This window comes from Actinomycetospora endophytica (genome assembly GCF_021026375.1).
GTDB classification, from domain to species: Bacteria; Actinomycetota; Actinomycetes; order Mycobacteriales; family Pseudonocardiaceae; genus Actinomycetospora; species Actinomycetospora endophytica.
This window is the reverse complement of record NZ_JAJNDB010000002.1, coordinates 586,119-608,802: the sequence shown is the minus strand read 5'-3', so window position 1 is coordinate 608,802 and position 22,684 is coordinate 586,119. Positions and strand designations below refer to the sequence as shown.

Here is a 22,684-nt window from a genome sequence, read left to right as displayed (position 1 = left end):
AGCGCTCCTACCGGGGCAGGCCGAGCACGCGCTCGGCGACGATGTTGCGCTGGACCTGCGACGAGCCGCCCCAGATGGTCACCGACCGGGACCAGTGGTCCTGCGCGTGGAACGGCGTGAGGTCGACGTCCGGGCGCGGGGCGGCGAGCGTGGCCTCCGGGCCGAGGACCTTCTCGAAGGCCTCCCAGAGATCCTGGAACGCCTCGGACCACTGCAGCTTCGTCATCGACGACTCCGAGCCCAGGTCACGGCCCTGCTCGGTCTGGGTGAGGATGTGCATCGCGTGGTAGCGCAGGCACTCCAGCTCGACGAGGCAGCGCGCGAGCTCCTGGCGGGCCACCGGGTCGTCGGCGCGACCGAAGCGCTTCGCCTCGGCCACGATCTCGTCGTACTGGCGGCGGAACTCGGTGTACTGGCCGACGCCGGACGCGCCGCGCTCGAACGACAGCAGCAGCATCGCCGTGCGCCAGCCCTGCCCGATCTCGCCGAGGCAGTCCTTCGCCGGCACGCGCGCGTCGGTGAAGAACACCTCGCCGAACTCGCTGGCCCCGCTCATCTGCTTGAGCGGGCGCGCCTCGACCCCGGGCTGGTTCATGTCGATGAGCAGCATCGAGATGCCCTTGTGCTTCTCCGAGCCCGCCTCGGTCCGCACCAGGGTGAAGATCTTGTCGCCGTGCATGGCGTTGGTCGTCCAGATCTTCTGGCCGTTCACGACGAAGTCGTCGCCGTCGCGCACGCCGCGGGTCGACACCGCCGCGAGGTCGGACCCGGCGCCGGGCTCGGAGAAGCCCTGGCACCAGATGACCTCGTTGCGCAGCATCGGGCCGATGATCTCGGTCTTCTGCTCCGGGGTGCCGATGGCCATCACGGTCGGCGCCAGGAAGGTCAGCCCGAGGGTGTTGACGGTCTGCGGGGCGCGGGCCCGGATCGTCTCCTCGTCGTAGATCGCCTTCATGCCGGGCGTCCCGCCGCGGCCGCCGTACTCGACGGGCCACTGGATGCCCGAGAAGCCCGCCGCGGTCTTGCGGGCCTCCCACTCCCGGCGCTTCTCGAACGACTCGGTGTCGTCCAGCGAGGCCCAGTACCCGGGCTCGGTCCACTCCGCGGGGATGTTCTCCGCCAGCCAGGTCCGCAGCTCCGTGCGGAACTGCTCCTCCTCGGCGGTATAGCTCAGGTCCACATCGGCTCCAAGGCTCTCTGCGGGTCGGCCGGTACGCATCCGGCCCGCGGTGCACTCTCGCAGGTCCGCCCACAGCCTGCACTACCCACGGGTAGCCCGCCCGGGTGGGAAGATGATCAGCAGTGCAGGACGCCCTGCTGCTGCTTCAGGGCGAGGACCCGGTGCACCGCGTCCTGGGCCCGGGCCGCGAAGGCCGGCTCCTTCGCGGCCGCCGTGATCGCGTCGAGCATGGGCGTGAGGTCCTGGGGCTGGACGGTGAGGATCAGGTCCCCGCCCGCCGCGAGGAACTTCGTCGCGCGGGCGCCGACCGGAGTGTCGGCGAGCGCCTGGGCCGCGCCGACGTCGTCGGTCATGATCACGCCGGTGAAGCCGAGGCGCTGACGGAGCAGGTCGTTCATGACCTTGGACGAGAACACCGCCTGGTTGTCCGGGTCGATCTTGGCGTAGCGCGCCGAGGACATCATCACCAGCGGGGCACCGGCCTTGATGCCCGCGGCGAACGAGCCCAGCTGCGGGGAGTCGGCGCTGGTCTGCTGGTCGACCACGCCGCCGGCGAAGTCGGTGTTCTGGCGGACCTCGCCCAGCCCCGGGAAGTGCTTGAGCGCCGACGCGACCTTGGCGTCCCGCATCCCGTTCACGAACGCCGTCACCGCCGGCGCCACGGTGTTCACGTCGGTCCCGAACTGCCGGCCGAACTTCCCGACGGGGGCGTTCGCCGTCCCCAGGGCCGGGTCGACGACGTCGGCGACCGGCGCGAGGTCGGCGGTGACCCCGACGTCGCGCAGTTCCTTGCCCCACGTCTTCGCCTGTCCCCGCAGCGCCGCGGGGTCCTTGCCCTGGGTGGTGGCCGGCGGGATCCGGGTGAACCCGGGCCCCTTGAGCTCCTGGACCTGCCCGCCCTCCTGGTCCGCGGTGACCAGCATCGGGACGTCGCCGCCTCCGGTGGCCTGCGCGCTCGTGACGACCTGGGTGACGTCGTCGGAGCTCGCGGTGTCGCCGTCGGTGAGGATGATCCCGCCCGGCTCCTTCGTCAGCGCGGTCCGCGCCGCCGGGCTGACCCCGCCCGCGGGCAACCCGACGACGAGCAGCTGCGCCCACCGCTGCGCGGGCGTGAGCCGGTCGTAGGTGGCGTCCACGCAGGCCGCCGGACCCGCCGGGGCCGTCGTCGGGGACGCCGGGCTCGCGGACGTGCCGGCGGTCGGGGAGGAGGCGGCGGGCGGTGCCGTCGGGGCCTGCGTCGACCCGCACCCGGCCAGCAGACCCGCGGCGAGCACCGTCGCGCCGGCGAGGCGGACCTGGCGCGAGGCCGCAGTGCCGGAGGGACGGGACGGTCGCGGGTCCGGGCGGGGCGTCATCGCGGGCCAGCGTAGGGACCGCGCACGGTCACCGAGGGCGCCCCTCGCCGGAGACGCCCCGATCGGGAGGTCGCCGGCTCAGACGCCCAGGTTGCGGCACTGGTAGCAGAGCGCGGGCGGGACGTTGCGCCACACCGTCGGCGTCACCCGCACCTCGTCGAAGCTCTCCTCGAGCAGCTCGCGGAAGCGCCGCTGGGTGGGCAGGTGCATGACGTGGCGGTAGGCGAACGTCGTGAACACGCCGCCGGGCACGAGCACCCGCGAGACCTGCTCCATGATCCCCCGCTGCGCCTCGCGCGAGAACAACGTCCAGGGCAGGCCGCTCACCACGGCGTCGACCTGCGTGATCCCGATGTCGGCGAGCAGCTTCTGGAGGTCCTTCGCGTCGCCGCGCACCACCTCGAGCCACGGGCGCGTCCGGGTCAGGTGCGCGACCATCCCCGGGTCGATCTCGACGGCGACGTGGCGCGCCTCGGGTGGCAGACGGCGCCGCAGGGCCTGGGACACCACCCCGGTGCCGGGGCCGAGCTCCACGACCGTCGCCGTCCCGTTCACGGGGGCGACCGACGCGAGCAGGTCGCACAGCGCCCGTCCGCTCGGCGCCACCGCGCCGATCACGCCGGGGCTGCGCACGGCCGAGGAGACGAACGTCAGGAGGTCACGAGCTGCCGTCACCACGGCAGAGTCTCAGGTGTGGTGGTGGAGGGACCAGCCGGGACGTCGTTCGTCACGACTCACCGGGGATCGACGACCCGCATGATGATGTAGACGACGATCAGCAGGATCATCATCGAGAGGTCCAGGCTGATGTTGCCGATGCGGACCGCCGGGATGAGCTTCTTCAGCAGCTTCACCGGCGGATCGGTGACCCGGTACATCAGCTCGAGGCTGACCGCGGTGCCGCCCGCGGGCCGCCAGTCGCGCGCGAAGCCCCGGACGACCTCGACGACGAGGCGCCCGATGATGAACAGGTAGAACACGAACAGGACGTAGTAGACGACCAGCAGGATCGTGTCCGTCGGGCTCGCGAGCATGGTTACCACTATGGCGCGTTCTCGTAGGGCCGGTGTGGGCCACCCCCGCCCGAATCGTCCGGGGACCCACCCGCTGCGAGGCTGTCCCGCGTGATCCTCCACATCTGTCCGCGCGCGGACTGGGACGCCGCGGACGAGTTCCTCACGCCGGCCTCGCTCGACTCGGAGGGGTTCGTCCACTGCTCCGATCCGGGCACCGTCGCGCTGCCCGCCTCGGCGATCTACGCCGGACGGACGGACCTGCTGCTGCTCGAGGTGGACCCGGGGAGGGTCGGGGCGCCGGTGCGCTGGGAGCCGGGCGTGCGCGACGGCCGGGTCGAGGCGTCCGGGCCGTGGTTCCCGCACGTGTACGGGCCGCTGCCGCGGGCCGCCGTCGTCGACGTCCACGCCTTCCCGCCCCAGGACGACGGGACGTTCCGGCTGCCCGCGTCGCTCGCGGAGCGCTGAGGGGCCGGTCGGGTTCGGCCGCCCCGGAAACCACGAACGGCACTTTCGTGACGCTCGAAGGTGACGAACGCGCCGTTCGTGCCGTGGACGGGCGGGCGGGTGGGGCGATCCCCAGAACGACGAAGGCCCCCGATCTCACCGAGGAGATCGGGGGCCTTCGTGGTGGTAGCGGGGACAGGATTCGAACCTGTGACCTCTGGGTTATGAGCCCAGCGAGCTACCGAGCTGCTCCACCCCGCGCCGCACCGGAGTACTTCCCGGTGATGGATATGAGACTACCGGGCGGTGAACCGGGCCCGCGTAGGGGGGTGGGGCGGGGCCGGGAACGACGAAGGCCCCCGATCTCACCGAGGAGATCGGGGGCCTTCGTGGTGGTAGCGGGGACAGGATTCGAACCTGTGACCTCTGGGTTATGAGCCCAGCGAGCTACCGAGCTGCTCCACCCCGCGTCGCAGAGAGGAACTCTACGCGACGCGGGGTGGACGCCGATCACCCGGGGTCGGTCGGCGTCACTGCGAGCCGGTCGCCGACCGGTACTGGTTGATCGCGGTCGCCAGGTCCTGCTGGGCCTTCCCGATCCCGGCGAAGTCCCCCTGCTGCTGGGCGGTGCGCAGCTCGTTCAGCGCGCTGTTCATCGCGGTGACGGCCGAGCTGACCTGCGGGTTCGCCGCGGCCGCCGCCCCGCCGGCCGCCGGGGCCTGGGCCGCGGCGCCCTGGCCCACGCTCGCCTGCGCCGGGGCCTGCGGTGTCGCGGCCTGGCCCGGCGTCGTCGTGGCCGTGCCCGAGGACCCGAACACCTGCGTGAGCGCCTCCGGGAGGGTCGGGGCGTAGCCGATCTTCCCGCCGAAGCTGACCAGCACGCGGGAGAGCTGCGGGAACGACGACTCCTGGTTGGAGCGCTCGATGTAGACCGGCTCCACGTAGAGCAGGCCGCCCGCGATCGGCAGCGTCAGCAGGTTGCCGTAGAGCACCTGCGTGCCCTGCTGGCGCAGCAGGTTCAGTTCCGTGGAGACCTGCGGCGACGACAGGAACTGCGTCTGCACCTGCTGCGGGCCCTGGGTCTGGGTGTCGGTCGGGAGCTGGAGCAACGTCATGTGCCCGTAGCTGCCCGGGTCCGAGCTCACCGAGAGGTACGCCGAGAGGAACTCCCGGCGCAGGCTCACGAGCGCCGTCGTCAGCTGGAACTGCGGGGTCGTGCTGCCCCCGCGCCGCGGATCGTCGGCGAGCAGGTAGTACGGCGGCTGCGGGTCGCCCGCGGCGGCCGCGGCGTCGCTCGTCGGGTCCGACGGGACGTCCCAGAACGACACCGTCGAGTAGAACTCGTTCGGGTCCGAGACGTGGTAGCGCGTGAGCAGATCACGCTGGACCTTGAAGATGCCCTCCGGGTAGCGGAAGTGCGCGCGCAGGTCCGGCGGGATCTCCGCCTGCGGCTTGACGACGCCGGGGAAGGCCTTCTCCCAGGTCTTCAGCACCGGGTCGGTCGGGTCGTTCTCGTAGAGCTGGACCTGACCGGTGTAGGCGTCGACGGTGGCCTTCACCGAGTTGCGCATGTAGCCGGCGGTCTGCGGGGCGATCGTGCCGGTGTTGGCCGAGTCGCGCGTGGCGTCGCCGAGCGAGACCTGCTGGGCGTACGGGTAGCGCGGCAGCGTGGTGTACCCGTCGACGACGTACTTGATCTGGCCGTCGACGACGGCCGGGTAGGTGTCGTTGTCCAGCTGCAGCCACGGGGCGACCTTCTGGACACGGGTCAGCGGGTCGCGGTTGTACATGATCCGCGAGTTGTCGCCGATCGAGCTGTTGAACAGGATGTTCCGCTCGAAGCCGTAGTAGGCGAAGAACGCCAGCCGCGACAGCGGGTTGGACAGCGCCACGCCCCCGGGGCCGTTGTAGGTGGACTGCTTGGTGTCGGTGTCGTACTCCCGCGGCGGCGTGCCCGGGTCGCCGCCGACGATCGCGTAGTCGTCGGGCTGGTTGACCAGCTCGCCGTAGTAGATCCGCGGCTGCTTGAGGCCGAACGGTCCGGGGGTGTCGACGTCCGAGACCTGGAACTGCGGGTAGCCGCCCTGCCCGCCGTTCGAGTCGACCGCCGCGTTCACGGTGTTCGCCGGGGCCGCGATGAAGCCGTTGCCGTGGGTGTAGACGAGGTGGCGGTTGATCCAGTCCTGCTGGTTGCCCGTGAGGTTGTCCGGGTCGATCTCGCGCGAGGCGACGATGTAGTCCTGGGTCTGGCCGTTCAGCGTGTAGCGGTCGACGTCGAGGGTGGGCGCGAACCCGTAGAAGTTCCGTCGCTGCTCGAGCTGGGTGAACGTGCGGGAGAGCCGGTTCGGGTCGAGCAGCCGGATGTTCGGGACCGTGCCCTGGTCGGTGGAGATCGCCTGCTGGACGCCGGCCGCGCTCTGGTCGGTGGTCCCGGCGTACGGCTGCACGCTGACGTTCTGCGGCGTGATGTTGAACGCCTGCCGCGTGGCCTGGATGTTCCGGTCGATCGACACCGCCTCGCGCTGGTTGGCGTTCGGGCGGACCGAGAACTGCTCGAGCACCGCGGGCCAGGCGGCGCCGATCAGCACGCTGGACAGGATGAGCAGCGCGAGCGCGATCGCGGGGATCTGCAGGTTGCGCAGGAACACCGCGGCGAAGAAGGCCGCCGCGCAGATCACCGCGATGAGCAGCAGGATCAGCTTGGCCGGCATCGCGGCGTTGAGGTCGGTGTAGCTCGCGCCGAAGAAGTTGGCGCCGCCGACCGAGGCCTTGCGGTCGGAGAAGAGCAGGTCGTAACGGTCGAAGAAGTACGCGACCGCCTTGAGCAGCACGAACGTCCCGGCGAGCACGGCGAGGTGGGCCCGCGCCGCCGTCGCGAGCGAGCCGTTGCGCCCGGCGAGGCGGATGCCGCCGAAGATGTAGTGGGCGACGAGCGCGGCCAGGAAGCTGAGGCCGACGCCGACGAAGAGCCACGACAGCACCGCGCGCCAGAACGGCAGCGCGAAGACGTAGAAGCTGATGTCGTGCCCGAAGACCGGGTCGACCTGGTTGAACGGCGTCTGGTTCAGGAACAGCTGCGTGGTCTGCCAGTCGCCCTGCGCCGAGAGGGCGGCGATGATCGCGACCAGCAGCGGGATCCCGATCGCGAACAGCCGCAGGTGGGCGAGGACGACGGTGCGGTAGCGCGCGACCGGATCCTCGGGACCGGCCACCGGGACGAACACCGGCCGGGTGCGGTAGGCGATGTAGAGGTTGACCGCGATCAGCCCGCCCATGAACACGGCGGCGACGACGGCCTGCACGATGCGGGTGACCAGGACGGTCGTGAAGACGTTGCGGAAGCCGACCTCGCCGAACCAGGCCCAGTCGACGTACACGTCGACGAGGCGGGCCAGGGCGACCAGCACCACGAGCACGACCGCGCCCAGCACCAGCAGGGACTTCGTTCGCCGGGACAGCTGCGGGTTCCCGGTCGCCGGCCGGTTGGCCACTGTCGGTCACACTCCAAGCGGGGACGGGTGCGTTCGGGTCGGGACTGACCGAGTGAGCCGGTCCGGTGTGTGAACTCTACGAACGGCGTGTGGGTTCCCTGTGCTCCGTGTTCCTCGTGTCGGATTCTCCGGCAGCACCCCACCTGGTCAGCAGGTCGGAGGCACCCGTCCGGCCGCGAGGTCCTGCACGGCCGACACACCTTCGCGCAGGTCGGACACGCGCGCCAGGGTCAACCCCGAAGGAGCGGAGCGGACCGCCTCGGAACAGTTGCCCGCGGGCACGAGGAAGGCCTGCGCCCCGTCGTCGCGGGCGGCGTCCATCTTGAAGCGGATGCCGCCGATCGGGCCGACGCGGCCGTCGGCGTCGATCGTCCCGGTCCCGGCGATCTCCTTGCCGCCGGTCAGCTCGCCCGGCGTCAGCTTGTCGACGATCGCGGTCGCGAAGATCAGTCCGGCCGACGGTCCACCGACGTCGGCGAGCCCGATCTTGATGTTCGCGGGCGAGGTGGTCTGCGACGCCGCGGTGATCCCCAGGTAGCCGCGGGACGCATCGCCGGGGCGGGCCGCCGCGGTGACCGTGACGTCGCGGGTGTCGGCGCCGCGCTGGACCCGCAGCACGACGGGGGTCCCCGGGGCGATGGCGCCGACGGCGTCCACGACGTCCTGCGGGGTCGTCACCGCCCGCCCGGCGATGGTGAGCACCCGGTCCCCCGGGTTGAGCAGGCCCGCCGACGGACCGGGGTTGGTCACGTCGCCGATCTGCACCGTGGACGGGTAGCCCAGGTAGCGCAGGGCGGCGGTCTGGGCGTCGTTCTCGGACTGCGAGAACTGCCGGGTGTTCTCGGCGTCGACCTGCTGGCTGGACTGGCCGGTGGGATAGACCTGCTCGCGGGGCACCACCTCGTGCGAACCCGTGACCCACATGGCGATGGCGCCGAACAGCGTCACCTGGCTGGTGACGGCGACCGTGGTCATCCGGAGCTGGCCCGACGTCGGATAGGTCGGCACCGGACCGGACACGTCGATGATCGGCTTGCCGGACTGGTCGCCCAGGACGTCGAAGGTGGGCCCGTCCCCCAGGGCCACGAACGGCACCCGCACGGTGGCGCCGGCCAGGCCGAGGACCGCGGCGAGCACCAGCCCGAGGGCGATGGTCGCGCGCAGACGGGTCACGGGCGGGCAGGGTAGTGATCGGGGGTGTGGGGCGCGCGTCCGGTCTCGACTTCCGATCATCGCCGGTGACTCGCCCATGGCTCGCCTTGCCGCGACGACACTGTTCGCTGTGGGCTTGCCGAGAACCCGCTGAGGACACGTCCGGACGGGGGTCGGGGCAGCACGTCACGCGTACCGTGGGGCGGTATGAGTGACCTGCCCTTCGGATTCGGCCCGTCCGACCCAGACGACTCCCGACGCCAGGGGTCCTCCGGGTCCGGGTCCGGTGACTCCGGCTCCGGGGGCTCGGGTTCCGGCGGCTTCGGCTTCGGTTCCGGCGGCTCCGGCGGCTCGGGGGACAACCCGTTCGCGGCCTTCGGTGGCGGCGCGGGCGGAGCGGGCGGGTTCGACCTCGGCCAGCTCGGCCAGATGCTCACCCAGCTCGGTCAGATGCTCTCGCAGTCGGGCGGCTCCGGCGGGGGCGACGGCGGGCCGGTGAACTACCAGCTCGCCGCGCAGATGGCCCACCAGCAGCTGGGGTCGCGCGGGTCGAAGCATCCGACCGCCGAGCAGCGGTCCGCGATCGAGGAGTCGCTGCGGCTGGCCGAGCACTGGCTCGACGACGCGACGACGCTGCCGTCGGGGGTCTCGACGGTCACCGCGTGGTCCCCGAACGACTGGGTCGACGCCACCGTGCCCACGTGGCAGCGGCTGTGCGACCCGGTGGCGCGGCGCGTCGCGGACGCCTGGGTCGAGGGCCTGCCCGACGAGGCCCGCGAGATGGCGGGCCCCATGCTCGGGATGATCTCCCAGGTCGGCGGCATGGCGTTCGGCTCGCAGCTCGGGTCGGCGCTGGGCCAGCTCGCCGGCGAGGTGCTCACCTCCTCCGACGTCGGACTGCCGCTCGGCCCCGAGGGCACCGCGGCGCTCCTCCCGGAGGCCGTCACCCAGTTCACCGACGGCCTCGACCGGCCGTCGAGCGAGGTGCTCGTCTTCCTCGCCGCCCGCGAGGCCGCGCACCACCGCCTCTTCGGGCACGTGCCGTGGCTGCGCCAGCGCCTGCTCGCCACCGTCGAGGAGTTCGCGCACGGCATCACCATCGACACCTCGCGCATCGAGGAGCTCGCCCGGGACCTCGACCCGTCGAACCCCGCCGCGATCGAGCAGGCGATGTCGTCGGGGCTGTTCGAGCCGCAGACCACCGAGGCCCAGAAGGCCGCGCTCGGTCGGCTGGAGACCCTCCTCGCGCTCGTCGAGGGCTGGGTGGACCACGTCGTCGCGCAGGCCATCGGCGAGCGGCTCCCCGGCGCGGACGCGCTGCGGGAGAGCATGCGTCGCCGCCGCGCCTCCGGCGGGCCCGCCGAGCAGACCTTCGCGACGCTCGTCGGGCTGGAGCTGCGTCCCCGCCGGCTGCGCGATGCCGCCGATCTGTGGCGTCGTCTCGCCGAGGAGCGCGACGTCGACGGGCGCGACGCGGTCTGGGCGCACCCCGACCTGCTGCCCACCGCCGAGGACCTCGACGACCCGACCTCCTTCCTCCGCGGCCGCTCGAGCCTCGCCGAGGGATCGGGTGAGGAGTCGGAGTCGTTCAGCGACCTCGACGACCCGATCGCCCGCCTCGAGGCAGAGATGCGGGCCGAGAAGGAGTCGGGGAAGTCGGCGCCCGACGAGGGCTCGACCGGGTCGTCCGGCGAGAAGGGTGACGACGACGGGTCGGAGGGCCCGAAGTCCTGAGTCGGCTCCGTGCCGCCGTCTTGATCAGGAGCACGTAGCGCAGCTTTCGCGCGCTCGAAGCCTGCGTGGCGTGCCCCTCGACGCAAGACGGCGATCCGTCAGTCGGTGTCGTCCGCGTCGTCGCCGATCTCGAGGCCGGCTCCGGCGGAGAGGCCCTCGAGGTAGCCGATCGCGCGCTCGCTGCGCGGGTAGCGCGCCTCCAGGGCCCGGAACGCCGGGCTGTGGTTGCCCTCGCGCAGGTGCGCCAGCTCGTGGACGAGCACGTGGTCGAGCACCCAGCCGGGGACCTCGCGGAGGCGCTCGCTCACCCGGATCGTGCCGTCGACCGGGGTGCACGAGGCCCACCGCGTCCGCATCGGGCGGGTCCAGCGCACCGACGACGGCCGGGGCCAGCGACCGTCGGGGGACGCCGCGTCCAGGTGCTCACGGGCGAGGCGGTCGGCGCGGGCCGCGAGGTCCTCGTCGCCCGCGCTGCGGCCGGGCCGGCGACGCCGGTCCGAGCGCTCCAGCCGCTCCAGCATCTTCTCGACCCACTGCTTCTCCTGCGCCCGGGTCATCGAGGCGGGGACCGAGACGATCACCGTGTCGCCCTCGCGCCGGGCGTCGACCGTGCGGCGGCGCCGTGCGCTGCGCCGCACGATCACCTCGGGCCGCTTCGTGTCCTCGTCGCCGTCACCGCCCACAGTGCCCACGACGCACCACGCTAGCGAGGGAGCCGACGGGGCCGCGCGTGCGTCCAAGTCCCGTGAGTCCCTCCCCGCTCCCCCGCCGTCCCGACGACCGGCCCGTCCTGCTCTGGCGCGACGTCGCCACCGTGCAGGTCGGGGCCGACCCCGCGACCGCGCTCACCCTCGGTGCGCTGACCCCGCCGCTCGCGTCGCTGGTGCGGGCCCTCGCCGACGCGACGCCACTCGCGCTCGCGGTCGCCGACGCGGTCGCGCGTGGCGGCACGCCGGTGGAGATCGCCGCCGTCGTCGCGGCGCTCGCGCGGGCCGGGCTGCTCGCCGCACCGCGCCCCGCTCCGGCGGCCGCGTACGTGCGCGTCCACGGCGCCGGGCGCCTCGGCACGGCGATCGCCGTCCTGCTGGCCGGCGCCGGGGTGGGCCGGGTGGCGGTGCGGGCGGCGGGCACGGTGGCGCCCGACGACGTCGGGACAGGGCTGCGCGACGCCGACGTCGGCCGTCCGGCGGTGGTGGCGGCGGCCGAGGCGGTCGCGCGGACCGCACCCGTCGTCGTCGGGGAGCCGACGCGACGGCGGCCGGAGCTCGCCGTGCTCGTCGGGGCCGCGGCCGCGGACCCGGTGCTCTCCGCGCGCCTGCTCGCGCGACATCAGCCCCACCTCGCGGTGACCGCGACCGGCGGCACCGGCACCGTCGGGCCCCTCGTCGTGCCGGGGCGCGGCTCGTGCCTGCGGTGCGCCGACCGGCACCGGGCCGCCGCCGACCCCGCCTGGCCACGGCTCGCGGCGCAGCTCGCCCACACGGTGGAGTCGGCGGGGGTCGCGACGGCCGCCGCGGTGGCCGCCCTCGCCGTCGAGCACGTCCTGGACCACCTGGCGCACGGAACGTCCCGACTGATCGATTCGGCCCTGGAGCTGGACCTCGGCGTGAGCACACTCACCCGGCGCTCCCGGCCTGCGCACCCCCGTTGCTCGTGCTCGGGGGCCCCGCCCTGGTCGAGCCGCGGCGGAGCAGTCGGGGGACAATCGGGATCGTGACGTCCGATGACATCCCGCGCCGCACGGTCCAGCGCTCCGCGCGCCTGGCGTCGCTCCCCCTGGGATTCGCGTCACGCACGGCGGCCGGCTGGGGCCGGCGGCTCGCGGGCGGGGACGCCGGAGAGATCTCCGCCGATGTCGCGCGCCGGGGCGCCGAGCAGCTCTTCGCCGTGCTGGGCGAGCTCAAGGGCGGCGCGATGAAGTTCGGGCAGGCGCTCTCGGTGTTCGAGGCGGCCGTGCCCGACGAGCTCGCCGAGCCCTACCGCGAGGCCCTCACCCGGCTGCAGACCGCGGCGCCGCCGATGCCGGCCGCGCGGACCCACCGGGTGCTGGCCGAGCAGTTCGGGCGGGGCTGGCGCGACCGGTTCCAGGAGTTCGACGACACCCCGGCGGCCTCGGCGAGCATCGGCCAGGTGCACCGCGCGGTGTGGGGCGACGGTCGCGAGGTCGCGGTCAAGGTCCAGTACCCGGGCGCGGAGGAGGCCGTCATGGCCGACCTGCGCCAGCTGCAGCGCTTCGCGCGGGTCATCCAGCCGATGGTGCCGGGCATGGAGATCAAGCCGCTCCTGCAGGAGCTGCGCGACCGGATGGCCGAGGAGCTCGACTACCGCGACGAGGCCGACGCCCAGCGCGCGTTCTCGGCCGCGTTCGAGGGCGACGAGCACGTCGTGGTGCCGCGGGTCGTGGCCTCCGCGCCGAAGGCGATGGTGTCGGAGTGGATCGAGGGCACCCCGCTCTCGCACATCATCCGGACCGGGGAGCCCGAGGAGCGCGATCGCGTCGGGAAGCTGCTCTCGACCTTCCACTTCTCCGCGCCCGCCCGCGTCGGCCTGCTGCACGCCGACCCGCACCCCGGCAACTTCCAGATCCTCGCCGACGGTCGGCTGTGCGTGATCGATTTCGGCGCGATCGCACGGCTGCCCGACGGTCTGCCGCACGAGCTCGGCGAGATGCTCTCGCTGTCCGTGGAGGACCGCTCGGGCGAGCTGCTCGACCTGCTGCGGCGGCTCCACTTCGTGCTGCCCGACACCGACATGTCCGCCGAGCGCGCGATGGCCTACCTCGGACCGCTGGTCGACCCGCTGCGCGCGGAGAAGTTCCACTTCACCCGCGAGTGGATCCGTGGTCAGGCCGAGCGGCTCGGTGACCTGCGGCGGCCCGAGTTCGAGACCGGGCGGGGGCTGAACCTGCCGCCGCAGTACCTGCTCATCCACCGGGTCACGCTCGCGTCGGTCGCGGTGCTCTGCCAGCTCGACGCGGAGATCCCGATGCGCCAGATCTTCCGCGACTGGCAGCCCGGCTTCGACATCTGAGGGTCCCGGAATCGAGCGAAGGGCACCGTCGGTCGACCAGATCGACCGACGGTGCCCCTCGCTCAGAACCAGAACCTCCCCCGACGACGGCGGGCGTCACGCCACGCCGGCCGCCTGCCGGGCCGCCGCGATCTCGGCGTCCCGGGCCAGATCGGCCTTGCTCGGCCGGCCCCGCGGCCGCTTGCGGGCGATCACGGCGCCCCGGTCGAGGATCTCGCCGCCCCACACGCCGGCGAACTCGCGACGCTCCAGGGCACCGGTCAGGCACGCGCGCCGGACCGGGCAGGAGGTGCAGAGGATCTTCGCCTGCTCGAGCTCGGCGGGGCTCTCGGAGAACCACAGGTCGTCGGTCTCGTCCCGGCAGGGCAGTGAGACCGACCCGGGTATCTCGGGGGCAGAAGGGACGGGGTACATGCTCGGACCTCCTACGGCGGGTGTTCGGGGATCACCCGGGAACCGCGGAGTCCTCGTCGCCACCTGAGACGACGAAGGCCGCGAACCCGGGGGGTCCGCGGCCAGTGCTCGGGGGTGTGTCAGCCACACCCGCCGCTGGGTCGCGGACGCTGGGGGTCGAGATCGATGTGCTGGTTGCGCTTGCGCTGCGGCATGCCGGCCGGTCGGCGACCGCCCTGGGACCACACGTGTCCCGTGACGCCGCCGGTGCTCGGCGCGACCGTGGACACGCGCGTGCCGGCGAGCCCCGCGGACGGGACCTCCCAGCGCGGCGTGGCGACCGCGGAGCAGCGCGATGCGGCGACGGCTTGGACGCCGTACGCCTCGAACACATCGGACACCCGGGACGGAGAGACGGGCGTGCCCGTGAGCAGCAGCTTCATGATCGGCACACCTCCCGTCGTGGGGTATCGACCCGGCACGTCCGCGCCGGTGCGATCGAACTTAGGGGCCCCCGCGCGGAGGCCGCAACGGAATTTCCGGCGAGATCCGAGAAGTTTTTTCAGGCGTCGTGCTCGCGGACCATGGCGAGCACGTCGTCGCCGTAGCGCTCGAGCTTCGAGGCGCCGATGCCCGGGATGGTCACCAGGCCCTTGGCGTCGGTCGGGCGCTGTTCGGCGAGGGCGACGAGCGTCGCGTCGGTGAACACCACGTAGGCGGGCACCGAGCGCTGCTTGGCCTCGTTCGACCGCCACGCCCGTAGCGCGTCGAGCAGCTCCACGTCCACGTCCGACGGGTGCTCGGTGCAGCGGCCGATCTTCTGCGCGGCCGGGTCGGACAGCACCTTCCCGCACACCCGGCAGCCTGGCTTGGAGACCTTCGCCTTCGGCCCGCCGTCGACCCCCGACCCGGGCTTACGCGCCGCCGGGTGGTCCTCGGGCACCAGGCCGTACAGGAAGCGACTCCGACGACGGGTCCGCCGCCCGCCCGACGACCGCGACAGCGCCCACGAGAGCCGCAGGTGCACGCGGGCCCGGGTCACCCCGACGTAGAAGAGCCGCCGCTCCTCCTCGACGGCGTCGTCGTCGCCGTCGGCGTGCTGGATCGGCAGCGTGCCGTCGGTGAGCCCGACGAGGAACACCGCGTCCCACTCGAGGCCCTTCGCGGCGTGCAGCGAGGCCAGCGTGACGCCCTGCACCGTCGGGGGGTGCTGGGCCTGCGACCGGGTGTGCAGCTCGGCGAGGAACCCGCCGAAGGTGGTCTCCGGGACGCTCTCGACGAGGTCGTCGGCCAGCTCCGCGAGGGCCCGCAGCGACTCCCAGCGCTGCCGCTGCGCACCGTCGGCCGCGCTGCCCGCCGGGGGCACCTCGGTCAGGCCCTGCTCCCCCAGCACGGCCCGGACGGTCGTCACGGCGTCCTGACCGGCGACGGCGTCCTGACCGCCGTCGAGCCGGCCGGCGGTGGTGCGCAGAGCGGCGATCGCGTTGCGGACCTCGGTGCGCTGGAAGAACCGCTCGCCGCCGCGTACCTGGTAGGCGATGCCCGCGTCGGAGAGCGCCTGCTCGTAGGCCTCGGACTGGGCGTTGACGCGGTACAGCACGGCGATCTCGGCGGCTGCGACGCCGTCGTCGAGGAGGTCACGGATCTGCTCGGCGACGGCACCGGCCTCCGTGGGCTCGTCGTCGTGCTCGGTGAAGTCCGGCGCCGGGCCGGGCGGGCGCTGGCCCTCGAGGCGCAGGCGGGACCCGGCGGCGCGGCCGCGGGCGGCGCCGATCACGGTGTTCGCGGCCGCGACGACCTGCGGGGTCGAGCGGTAGTCGCGCACCAGCCGGACCACCTCGGCCTCCGGGAAGGCGCGCGGGAAGTCCAGCAGGTAGGAGGGGCTGGCGCCGGCGAACGAGTAGATCGTCTGGTTGGCGTCGCCGACGACGGTGAGGTCGTCCCGCCCGCCGAGCCACGCCGAGAGCAGCCGGTGCTGCAGTGGCGTGACGTCCTGGAACTCGTCGACCACGAAGCAGCGGTAGCGCTCGCGGAACTCGTCGGCGACCTCGGCGGACCCCTCGAGCGCGCCCGCGGTGTGCAGGAGCAGGTCGTCGAAGTCGAGTTGTTCGGCGCGGTTCTTGAGCTGCTCGTAGGCCTCGTAGACCTGCGCCACCTGGTCGACCGGGGCGGGGGCGTCGCGCTGCGCCGTGGTCGCGGCCGTCGCGTAGGCGTCGGGCGCGATCAGGCACGCCTTGGCCCACTCGATCTCGCTGGCGAGGTCGCGCAGCGACTCCCGCGTGGTCGGGGCGTTCGAGCGCTGGGCGGCCTGGCCGACGAAGCGCATCTTGTTGTCCAGCACCGGCCAGGCCTCGCCGCCGACCGCGCGCGGCCAGAAGTACCGCAGCTGGCGCAGCGCGGCCGCGTGGAAGGTGCGCGCCTGCACGCCCCCGACGCCGAGGTCCCGCAGGCGGGTGCGCATCTCGCCGGCGGCGCGCGCGGTGAACGTGACCGCGAGGACCTGGCCCGAGCGGACCTGCTCGGAGCGGACGAGGTGGGCGATGCGGCGGGTGATGGTGCGCGTCTTGCCCGTGCCGGCGCCGGCGAGCACGCAGACCGGGCCGCGTGGGGCGAGGACGGCGGCCCGCTGCTCGGGGTCCAGGCCCTGCTCGGGGCTCTGCTGGGCCTGGGCCGCGGTCGCCGTCACCGCCCCATCGTCTCAACCCGGGCCGACGTCGTGGGGCGGGACGGGCCGGTGGGTCGCTATGTCGTCTGCGCGCGGCGGCGGAACTGGCCCGGCGTCTCCCCGGCCAACCGGGTGAACTGGCGGGTGAAGGCGGGCTGGTCGTAGAACCCGCACGCGACCGCGATCTCCGCGAGCGGCCGGTCGCTGCCGGTGAGCAGCGCCCGGGCACGGTCGATGCGGGCGCGCAGCACGAACTGGGTCGGGGCGAGCCCGAACACCGCGCGCATCCGCCGCTCGAGCACCGACGGCGAGAACCCCGCGGCCGCGGCCATCTCCTCGACCCGCGGCGGCTGCTCGAGACGCGACTCGACGAGCTCCACCACCCGGGTCAGCGCCGGCATCGACGGGTCCGACGCGTCCGCCGAACGCAGGTCCTCCGAGACGCTCACGACGCCGTCGACGGTGCCGTCGGCGTCCGTCACCGGGATCTTCGTCGTGAGGTACCAGCCCGGGGAGCCGCCCTCGCGGCGGATGAGCTCGAGCTCGTGCCGCAGCGCTGCCCCGTCGGCGAGCACCCGCGCGTCCTGCTCCTCGTACCGCTCGGCGAGGGCGGGCACGAACAGCTCGCCCGCGCGGTGCCCGATCACCCCGGCCCGCGTGCGCTGATTGGTGCGCCGCACGAACGCGTCGTTGACCTCGACGTAGCGCCCGTCCGCGTCCTTCGCGCAGAACATGACGCCGGTCAGCTCGGCGAACAGCGCCAGCAGCGCCGACGCGGGCACCTCCACGGTCGCCTCCTCCTGGGCCGTCGTGAGGGGAGGATCCGGTCGCTCTAGGAGGCCGAGGGTTCCCCTCGTGCGGAACGGGGTTGGCGCGGGCCCGCGCACCGGGAGCGGGAATCGTACAAGACCGACAGCCACCTCCCGGCCGACGATGAACGGCATGAGCGAGCAGGTGACGGCACCGACGGGCGGGCTCGACACGGCCCTGGTCGAGCGGGCGATCGTCCGCGCGGACCGCTGGAGCGCGGCCAGCGCGAGCGGCCACGACGCGGCGACCCGCCGGCTCGCGTCCCTCGTCCACGACCCCGACGGCGTCGACTTCGCGTTGCGCTTCGTCGACCGCGTCGCCCGTCCCGACGACGACGGCGTGGCCGCCCGGGAGCTGGCACGGCTCGCCGGACGTGGCGCGACGCTGCCGGGCTTCGCCTCCGCTCTCGACCGCGGGATGCTGCGGGCCGGCGCGATGCTGGCCCCGAAGGCCCCGCGGCTCGTGGTGCCGGTCGCGCGGCGGCGGCTCGAGCAGCTCGTCGGGCACCTCGTCGTGGACGCCTCGGACCGGTCGCTGCGCCGCCATCTCGCCGCGGCGCGGGCCCAGGGCCGGCGGCTGAACCTCAACCTGCTCGGCGAGGCCGTCCTGGGTGAGGACGAGGCCGACCGGCGGCTGGCGCGCACGGTCGAGCTCATCCGCCGCCCGGACGTCGACTACGTGTCCGTGAAGGCGTCGTCGGTCGCGTCGCAGCTCGTGCCGTGGGACCTCGAGGGCAGCCGGGACCGGCTCGTCGAGCGGCTGGCCCCGCTGTTCGCGACCGCCCGCGACCACGGTGTCTTCGTCAACCTGGACATGGAGGAGTACAAGGACCTCCACCTCACGGTCGCGCTGTTCACGGCGCTGCTCGATCGGCCGGAGCTGCGCGGGTACTCGGCCGGGATCGTGCTGCAGGGCTACCTGCCCGACTCCGTCGCCGCGCTGGAGCACCTCGCGCAGTTCGCCCGACGGCGGGTCGAGGGCGGCGGGGCGCCGGTGAAGGTGCGGCTGGTCAAGGGCGCGAACCTCGCGATGGAGCGGGTCGACGCCGCGCTGCACGACTGGCCGCAGGCCCCGTACGCGACCAAGGCCGAGGTCGACGCCAACTACGTCCGGCTGCTCGACCACGCGCTGCGCCCGGAGCTGGCCGACGCGCTGCGGGTCGGGGTCGCGAGCCACCACCTGCACCACGTGGCGCTCGCCGTCGAGCTGGCCGCGGCGCGCGGGGTGGAGCGGCAGATGGACGTCGAGATGCTGCAGGGGATGGCGCCGGCGCAGGCGGACGCGGTTGCCGCCGATCTCCGCGGGACCGAGAACCTGGTGCTCTACACGCCGGTGGTGCACGCCGAGGACTTCGACGCCGCGGTGAGCTACCTGGTGCGGCGGCTCGAGGAGAACGCCGGGCAGGAGAACTACCTGTACGCGATGTTCTCGGCGGCGGGCCCGTCGTCGTACGTGGACCGGTTCCGGGCGTCGGTGCGCGACCGCGACGTCGTCGCCGACACGCCGCGGCGGCCGCAGGACCGGTCGGCCGAGGCGTCAGCGGTGGCACGTTCCTGTCATCTGACGAGCGAAGAGCGCCACTTGCGCACGGATGGCCCGGCGTTCCACAACGAGCCCGACACCGACCCCTCCCTGCCCGCGAACCGGGCCTGGGCACGGCGCGCGGTCGCGGCCCCACCCGCCGTCGTCACCGAGCCCGAGCTGACCGACCCGGCCGCGGTCGACGTCGTCGTGGAGCGGGCCGCGGCGTCGACGTGGCGTCACCAGGAGCCGGCCGAGCGGGCGCGGCTGCTGCGGGAGGCCGCCCGGTCGTTGGCCGCGGCGAGGACCGAGCTGCTCACGACGATGGTCCACGAGGCGGGCAAGACCGTCACCGAGGCCGACCCGGAGATCTCCGAGTCGATCGACTTCGCCGCCTACTACGCCGACCGGGCACTCGAGCTGCCGCCGCAGCGGTTCACGCCGGACCGGGTCGTCGTCGTGACCCCGCCGTGGAACTTCCCCGCCGCGATCCCCCTCGGCGGCTGCCTCGCCGCGCTCGCCGCCGGGGCGGCCGTCGTCATCAAGCCGGCGCCGCAGGTGCGGGCGTGCGCGGAGGTCGGCGTCGCGGCGCTGCACCGGGCGGGCATCCCGGCCGACGCGCTGCAGCTCGTGCACACCGACGAGGCCGCCGCCGGACGACGGTTGATCACCCACCCCGCCGTCGAACGCGTGGTGCTGACCGGGGCGAGCGAGACGGCCGCGCTGTTCCGGTCGTGGCGGCCCGACCTGGGGCTCGTCGCGGAGACGAGCGGCAAGAACGCGCTGGTGATCACGCCCGCGGCGGACCCGGACCTCGCCGTCGCCGACCTGGTCCGCTCGGCGTTCGGGCACGCCGGCCAGAAGTGCTCGGCGGCGTCGCTGGCGATCCTCGTGGGGTCGATGGCGGATCCGCGCTCGCGGGTCGGAACGCGGTTCCGGCGCCAGCTGGTGGACGCGGTGACGACGCTGCGGGTGGGTCACGGGAGCGACCTCGCGACGACGATGGGCCCGCTGGTCGGCGAGCTGTCCCCGAAGCTGGAGCGGGCGCTGACGACGCTCGACGACGGCGAGTCGTGGCTGGTCCCGCCGCGGCGTGTCGGTGAGGCGCTGTGGACGCCGGGGGTGCGCGACGGCGTGGCGCCCGGGTCGTGGTTCCACCGCACCGAGTGCTTCGGGCCGGTGCTGGGGCTCATGACGGCGGGGTCGCTGGAGGAGGCGGTCGCGCTGCAGAACGCGACCCGGTTCGGGCTGACCGGGGGGCTGCACTCCCTGGACGCGGATGAGATCGCTCGGTGGAGTTCGGCGGTCGAGGTCGGGAACGCCTACGTCAACCGGCACATCACCGGGGCGATCGTGCAGCGGCAGTCGTTCGGCGGGTGGAAGGGCTCGGTCGTGGGGCCGGGCGCGAAGCCGGGTGGGCCGAACTACGTGGCGCAGTTCGGGTCGTGGGGCGATCCTTCCGAGTTGCCGTCCGCGCCGCTGGGCCGGGCGGTGTCGGACCTGCTCGCGTCGGTGGCGTCGTCGGTGTCGGCGGAGGATCTGGGGTGGCTGCGGGCGGCGGCCGGGTCGGACGCGTACTGGTGGCGTGAGGAGTTCTCGGTGGAGCACGATCCGACCGGGATCGCCGCCGAGGCCGACGTCTTCCGGTACCGGCCGCTGCCGTCGTTGCGGGTGGTGGTCGGGGCCGGGGTCGCGGAGCGGGACGTGCTGCGGGTGCGGCTGGCCGGGGCGTGCGCCGGGGTGTCTCTGGTGGCGGTGGGCTCCGATGTGATTCCGGAGCCGGGTGAGCGGCTGCGGGTGATCGGGGAGGTCCCGACGACGCTGCGCGAGGCGGCGGCTCGGGTGGGTGCATCGCTGGTCGAGGGTCCGGTGCTGGCCGACGGACGCCGCGAACTGCTCACCGTGCTGCGCGAGCAGGCGGTCAGTGTGACCCGTCACCGGTTCGGCCACGTGGAAGCGTGAGGCCGGACGCGGTGTTGCACGCGACATGGCCCAGATGACGATGTACACGACCAGCTGGTGCGGGTTCTGCCGACGGCTGAAGAGCCAGCTGGACCGCGAGGGCATCGGCTACGAGGAGGTCGACATCGAGCGCACCCCGGACGCCGCCGAGATCGTGATGCAGGTCAACGGCGGGAACCGCACGGTGCCGACCGTCGTCTACCCGGATGGCTCCGCTGCCACGAACCCGGGCTTCGCCGAGGTCAAGGCCGCGCTGGCGAAGGCCGAGGCCGCGTCCGGCGCGTGACCCGCCCGTTCTGACCGAGGGGCCCCTTTCGCTCGAACTAGTCGAGTGAAGGGGCCCCTCGCTCAGTTCAGGAGGACCGGGCCGCCACGGGCCGCGGAGTCGGAGCCGAAGCAGCAGCCGGCGCCGGCCGGACAAGCACCGCCACCAGCAGCGCCGCCACCAGCGCAGCGACGCCGGCGACCGTGAACACCGTGTCGAGCCCGGACGCGAACGCCGCGTGCACCGTGCCGGAAGCGACCGGCACCTGCCCCGCCCGGCCCCCGGCCAGCGCGTTCGCCGCCCCGGTCGGGTCCGCCACGCCGGAGCCGGCGAGCACATGAGCCACCCGGCCCGCGAAGATCGTCCCGAGCACCGCGAGCCCGACGGCCAGTCCGAGCTGCCGGAACGTGTTCACCGCCGCACTGCCCACCCCCGCCCGGTGCGCGGGCAGCACCGACAGCGTCGCCGACACCAGGACCGGCGTCGCCAGCCCCACCCCGAGCCCGGCCACGACGAGCCCCGCGAACAGCGCCCACGGACCCGACGTCGGCCCCACCAGCGTCATCAGCAGCACCCCGACCCCGATCAGGGCCAGCCCACCGGCGATCGGGCGCGCGGGCGCTCCGCCGTGCAGGAACCGACCCGCCGCCACCGAGACCACGAACGAGGCGATGCTCAAGGGCACCGCGACCAGCCCGGCCCGGATCGGCGAGAGCCCCAGCACCGACTGCAGCCACAGCGACACCAGCGCCAGGTGGGAGAACGCGGCCGCCTGCAGCACGGTCGCCGCGACCATCAGCGCCGCGAACGACGGGTCGGCGAAGAGGGCGAGATCCAGCATCGGCGCCTCGACCCGACGCTCCACCACGACGAACGCCACGACCGCCGCCGCGGCGAGCGCCAGGGCGACCACGGTCGTCGTCGCACCCCAGCCGTCCTCGCCGGCCGACACCAGGCCGTAGACCAGCGCGGCCGAGGCGAGCGTGAACGTGGCCGCGCCGACGACGTCGATCCGGGCACGCCCACCGGACGCGGACTCGGTCACCACAGCCAGCGTGAGCACCACCGCGACGACCGCGACCGGCAGGTTGACCAGGAAGATCGCGCGCCAGCCCCAGGCCTCGGTGAACAGCCCGCCGAGAAGCGGCCCGCACGCCGCGGCGAGCCCGTTGACCGCGCCCCACACGCCGAAGGCCACCCCACGACGCGGGCCGTGGTAGGTCGTCGCGAGGATCGCGGCGGTCGTCGCGAACATCGCCGCCCCGCCGACGCCCTGCACGACGCGGGCCGCGACCAGCGCACCCGCGCTCGGCGCGAGACCGCAGGCCAGGGACGCGAGCGCGAACACCACGAGCCCGACGACGTAGAGACGACGACGGCCGAAGCGGTCGGCGAGCGTGCCCGTGACCATGAGCAGCGCCGCCAGGGCGAGCGCGTACCCGTCGATCACCCACTGCAGCGCGCCGAACGACGTGCCCAGCGACGCCGCGATCGGCGGCAGGGCGACGTTCACGATCGTCACGTCCACGAGCAGCATGAAGGTGCCCAGGCACACCGCCACCAGGGGCCACCACGGACGCATCCGTCCTCCTCCGAGATCAGGGATTCCCTCGACGACGGGCGCCGTCGGTGCCACCATCGTCGACATCGGCTGGGTCGAAACCCA

The 22,684-nt window shown here is 73.6% G+C and carries 18 protein-coding genes and 2 tRNA genes; 6 read left to right on the top strand and 14 right to left on the bottom strand.

Annotated features, from left to right (window positions below; all coding sequences use genetic code 11):
- Nucleotides 1-7 precede the first annotated feature (7 nt).
- The 4 genes from LQ327_RS13770 to LQ327_RS13755 form a co-directional block, all read right to left on the bottom strand.
- Entirely contained in the window at nucleotides 8-1,180 is a 1,173-nt protein-coding gene (locus LQ327_RS13770) for an acyl-CoA dehydrogenase family protein (RefSeq protein WP_230734413.1), read from the bottom strand.
- Nucleotides 1,181-1,296: 116 nt separating this feature from the next.
- Nucleotides 1,297-2,535 (bottom strand): glycoside hydrolase family 3 N-terminal domain-containing protein, encoded by a 1,239-nt coding sequence (locus LQ327_RS13765; RefSeq protein ID WP_230734411.1) that lies wholly within the window; start codon nucleotides 2,533-2,535, stop codon nucleotides 1,297-1,299.
- Between the two features lie 78 nt (nucleotides 2,536-2,613).
- Entirely contained in the window at nucleotides 2,614-3,210 is a 597-nt protein-coding gene (locus LQ327_RS13760) for a class I SAM-dependent methyltransferase (RefSeq protein WP_230734409.1), read from the bottom strand.
- Between the two features lie 59 nt (nucleotides 3,211-3,269).
- On the bottom strand, nucleotides 3,270-3,569 hold the full coding sequence (locus LQ327_RS13755; protein ID WP_230734407.1) for a YggT family protein: 300 nt from the start codon (nucleotides 3,567-3,569) through the stop codon (nucleotides 3,270-3,272).
- A 90-nt stretch (nucleotides 3,570-3,659) separates the two neighbouring features.
- On the opposite strand from LQ327_RS13755, the gene LQ327_RS13750 reads away from it, so the two are divergent.
- Nucleotides 3,660-4,016, top strand: a complete 357-nt coding sequence (locus tag LQ327_RS13750) for a DUF952 domain-containing protein (RefSeq protein WP_230734405.1) — start codon at nucleotides 3,660-3,662, stop codon at nucleotides 4,014-4,016.
- 163 nt (nucleotides 4,017-4,179) lie between these two features.
- On the opposite strand, the gene LQ327_RS13745 is transcribed toward LQ327_RS13750, so the two are convergent.
- From LQ327_RS13745 to LQ327_RS13730, 4 genes are all read right to left on the bottom strand, one after another.
- Nucleotides 4,180-4,256, bottom strand: a tRNA-Met gene (locus LQ327_RS13745).
- A 132-nt stretch (nucleotides 4,257-4,388) separates the two neighbouring features.
- Nucleotides 4,389-4,465 (bottom strand) — tRNA-Met (locus LQ327_RS13740).
- A 60-nt stretch (nucleotides 4,466-4,525) separates the two neighbouring features.
- Nucleotides 4,526-7,486, bottom strand: coding sequence for a UPF0182 family membrane protein (locus LQ327_RS13735; protein WP_230734403.1), 2,961 nt, complete (start codon nucleotides 7,484-7,486; stop codon nucleotides 4,526-4,528).
- 147 nt (nucleotides 7,487-7,633) lie between these two features.
- Nucleotides 7,634-8,659, bottom strand: coding sequence for a YlbL family protein (locus LQ327_RS13730; RefSeq protein WP_230734401.1), 1,026 nt, complete (start codon nucleotides 8,657-8,659; stop codon nucleotides 7,634-7,636).
- 186 nt (nucleotides 8,660-8,845) lie between these two features.
- Here LQ327_RS13730 and LQ327_RS13725 point away from each other — a divergent pair, with 186 nt between their 5' ends.
- Nucleotides 8,846-10,372 (top strand): zinc-dependent metalloprotease, encoded by a 1,527-nt coding sequence (locus tag LQ327_RS13725; RefSeq protein WP_230734400.1) that lies wholly within the window; start codon nucleotides 8,846-8,848, stop codon nucleotides 10,370-10,372.
- Nucleotides 10,373-10,470: 98 nt separating this feature from the next.
- Here the strand turns inward: LQ327_RS13725 and LQ327_RS13720 are convergent, their stop codons facing one another.
- Complete coding sequence (locus tag LQ327_RS13720) at nucleotides 10,471-11,064, bottom strand: M48 metallopeptidase family protein (protein WP_230734398.1); 594 nt, start codon at nucleotides 11,062-11,064, stop codon at nucleotides 10,471-10,473.
- A 53-nt stretch (nucleotides 11,065-11,117) separates the two neighbouring features.
- On the opposite strand from LQ327_RS13720, the gene LQ327_RS13715 reads away from it, so the two are divergent.
- Nucleotides 11,118-12,089: a TOMM precursor leader peptide-binding protein gene (locus LQ327_RS13715; protein ID WP_230734396.1), complete on the top strand. Its 972-nt coding sequence runs from the start codon at nucleotides 11,118-11,120 to the stop codon at nucleotides 12,087-12,089.
- Nucleotides 12,086-13,402, top strand: coding sequence for an ABC1 kinase family protein (locus LQ327_RS13710; RefSeq protein WP_230734394.1), 1,317 nt, complete (start codon nucleotides 12,086-12,088; stop codon nucleotides 13,400-13,402). Before LQ327_RS13715 ends, LQ327_RS13710 begins: the two co-directional genes overlap by 4 nt.
- 96 nt (nucleotides 13,403-13,498) lie before the next feature.
- On the opposite strand, the gene LQ327_RS13705 is transcribed toward LQ327_RS13710, so the two are convergent.
- The 4 genes from LQ327_RS13705 to LQ327_RS13690 all read right to left on the bottom strand — a co-directional run bounded on the left by LQ327_RS13705 (nucleotide 13,499) and on the right by LQ327_RS13690 (nucleotide 17,248).
- Nucleotides 13,499-13,816, bottom strand: a complete 318-nt coding sequence (locus tag LQ327_RS13705; RefSeq protein WP_230734392.1) for a WhiB family transcriptional regulator — start codon at nucleotides 13,814-13,816, stop codon at nucleotides 13,499-13,501.
- Between the two features lie 119 nt (nucleotides 13,817-13,935).
- Nucleotides 13,936-14,238: a hypothetical protein gene (locus tag LQ327_RS13700; protein ID WP_230734390.1), complete on the bottom strand. Its 303-nt coding sequence runs from the start codon at nucleotides 14,236-14,238 to the stop codon at nucleotides 13,936-13,938.
- 119 nt (nucleotides 14,239-14,357) lie between these two features.
- Nucleotides 14,358-16,481 (bottom strand): ATP-dependent DNA helicase UvrD2, encoded by a 2,124-nt coding sequence (locus tag LQ327_RS13695; protein ID WP_230734389.1) that lies wholly within the window; start codon nucleotides 16,479-16,481, stop codon nucleotides 14,358-14,360.
- Between the two features lie 56 nt (nucleotides 16,482-16,537).
- Complete coding sequence (locus tag LQ327_RS13690) at nucleotides 16,538-17,248, bottom strand: AraC family transcriptional regulator (protein WP_230734387.1); 711 nt, start codon at nucleotides 17,246-17,248, stop codon at nucleotides 16,538-16,540.
- 154 nt (nucleotides 17,249-17,402) lie between these two features.
- Between LQ327_RS13690 and LQ327_RS13685 the strand changes: the two genes are divergently transcribed.
- Both LQ327_RS13685 and LQ327_RS13680 read left to right on the top strand, forming a co-directional pair.
- Nucleotides 17,403-20,753: a proline dehydrogenase family protein gene (locus LQ327_RS13685; protein ID WP_230734385.1), complete on the top strand. Its 3,351-nt coding sequence runs from the start codon at nucleotides 17,403-17,405 to the stop codon at nucleotides 20,751-20,753.
- A 25-nt stretch (nucleotides 20,754-20,778) separates the two neighbouring features.
- Complete coding sequence (locus LQ327_RS13680) at nucleotides 20,779-21,039, top strand: mycoredoxin (protein WP_230734383.1); 261 nt, start codon at nucleotides 20,779-20,781, stop codon at nucleotides 21,037-21,039.
- Nucleotides 21,040-21,106: 67 nt separating this feature from the next.
- Here LQ327_RS13680 and LQ327_RS13675 read toward each other — a convergent pair whose 3' ends face one another.
- Nucleotides 21,107-22,600 carry a DHA2 family efflux MFS transporter permease subunit gene (locus LQ327_RS13675; protein ID WP_230734381.1) on the bottom strand — a complete coding sequence of 498 codons (1,494 nt, stop codon included), beginning with the start codon at nucleotides 22,598-22,600 and terminating at the stop codon, nucleotides 21,107-21,109.
- Between the last annotated feature and the right edge of the window lie 84 nt (nucleotides 22,601-22,684).

Coding starts and splice junctions, on each gene's coding strand:
- LQ327_RS13765 (WP_230734411.1), bottom strand. CDS start 2,535: ATGACGCCCCGCCCGGACCCGCGACCGTCCCGTCCCTCCGGCACTGCG.
- LQ327_RS13755 (WP_230734407.1), bottom strand. CDS start 3,569: ATGCTCGCGAGCCCGACGGACACGATCCTGCTGGTCGTCTACTACGTC.
- LQ327_RS13725 (WP_230734400.1), top strand. CDS start 8,846: ATGAGTGACCTGCCCTTCGGATTCGGCCCGTCCGACCCAGACGACTCC.
- LQ327_RS13705 (WP_230734392.1), bottom strand. CDS start 13,816: ATGTACCCCGTCCCTTCTGCCCCCGAGATACCCGGGTCGGTCTCACTG.
- LQ327_RS13700 (WP_230734390.1), bottom strand. CDS start 14,238: ATGAAGCTGCTGCTCACGGGCACGCCCGTCTCTCCGTCCCGGGTGTCC.
- LQ327_RS13685 (WP_230734385.1), top strand. CDS start 17,403: ATGAGCGAGCAGGTGACGGCACCGACGGGCGGGCTCGACACGGCCCTG.
- LQ327_RS13680 (WP_230734383.1), top strand. CDS start 20,779: ATGGCCCAGATGACGATGTACACGACCAGCTGGTGCGGGTTCTGCCGA.
- LQ327_RS13675 (WP_230734381.1), bottom strand. CDS start 22,600: ATGCGTCCGTGGTGGCCCCTGGTGGCGGTGTGCCTGGGCACCTTCATG.